Origin of the sequence: Cellulosimicrobium composti (assembly GCF_009711085.1) — a bacterium.
Lineage (GTDB): Bacteria > Actinomycetota > Actinomycetes > Actinomycetales > Cellulomonadaceae > Cellulosimicrobium > Cellulosimicrobium composti.
The window spans coordinates 1-995 of sequence record NZ_WMKA01000114.1 but is presented as its reverse complement, the minus strand read 5'-3'; the positions used below and the strand labels follow the sequence as shown (position 1 = coordinate 995).

General features: G+C 64.2%; 1 protein-coding gene. It reads left to right on the top strand.

The features are described 5' to 3' along the window. Positions 1–133: 133 nt before the first annotated feature. Positions 134–577, top strand: a complete 444-nt coding sequence (locus GJV82_RS19190; RefSeq protein ID WP_155100330.1) for a hypothetical protein — start codon at positions 134–136, stop codon at positions 575–577. Positions 578–995: the final 418 nt, after the last annotated feature.

Below are 995 nucleotides of genomic sequence, written 5' to 3'. Positions count from 1 at the left end.
GTCAGTTCCGAGCCTCCACTGAACCCGGGGCGCAACACTTCAACGTCCGCATCTGACGGGCATAGGGCGTGCCGACGCCGCAGCGCACAGCGCACGGCGGCGTGGGCACGCCCTACGCTCTAGCCTCGAGGTTATGAGAACCGTCCTGTGGTGGACTGTCGCCGGCGCGGCCATCCCTGCTGCCCTGCTCTTGCTGACGTTTGTGCCCGTCGCGTTGGCCACTGGCGGTGACAGCCTTGTCGCCAACGTCGGGATGCTCTTCCTCTCTCTGGTCATGATCATCCCGCCCGGGGCGATCGGAGGAGCCCTCGTTGGCTTCATCGACTTCGCACTCGGTCAGTACGTCATGCAGGGGGACTCGGCCGCATCCAAGAACGCTCGGGCACTCCCAGCTGCCCTCGTGCTCTTTGTGCTCTTGACCGGCCTGGCCATGGTCTTGCTGAAGTTCACCGCGACAGACATGACCAACGTCGGGATCAATCTCGCGTTCTCTGCCGGGTTCGCTGCGATCCCAGGTGCGGTGGTTTACGTGCGCTACACGCGCCTCGCGCCCTCCCGACAGGCACCGAACGCCTGACCTGCTGTTGAGCGTGAGACGGGCTTGCTCTTGGGACGTGTCTCACACCCATTACCGAGCGTGCACCCGTTCAGCCTCAACGCATCGTCTACCGCGGTGACCACGGCCGGATCAGCCCGGGGGCCGTGGCCGGACGTGCCTGCTGACCTGCGCTCAACCTCGTCAACGAGGCGGTCCCGCTCAACATCGTCAAGCGCGCCTACTGTATGCATGATAGTTGCATCTGATACAACCCTCTCATGGATGATCTCCGTGCCTCGGGTCGCTCGGTGCTTGCGAGCAACGTGGTTGCTCTGGATCCGGCGCAGGCGTTGCTGGAGGCGATGTTGGAAGGGTGGGGGAGGCAGCAGCGTGCTCGCTTCCTTCGGGAGGCGACGATCACGGTCAAGTCCCAGGGAGTGGTGTAGCGGCTGGTGAT

Bases quoted from the DNA above. Each gene is read 5' to 3' on its own strand.
- GJV82_RS19190 (WP_155100330.1), top strand. From the start codon at position 134: ATGAGAACCGTCCTGTGGTGGACTGTCGCCGGCGCGGCCATCCCTGCT.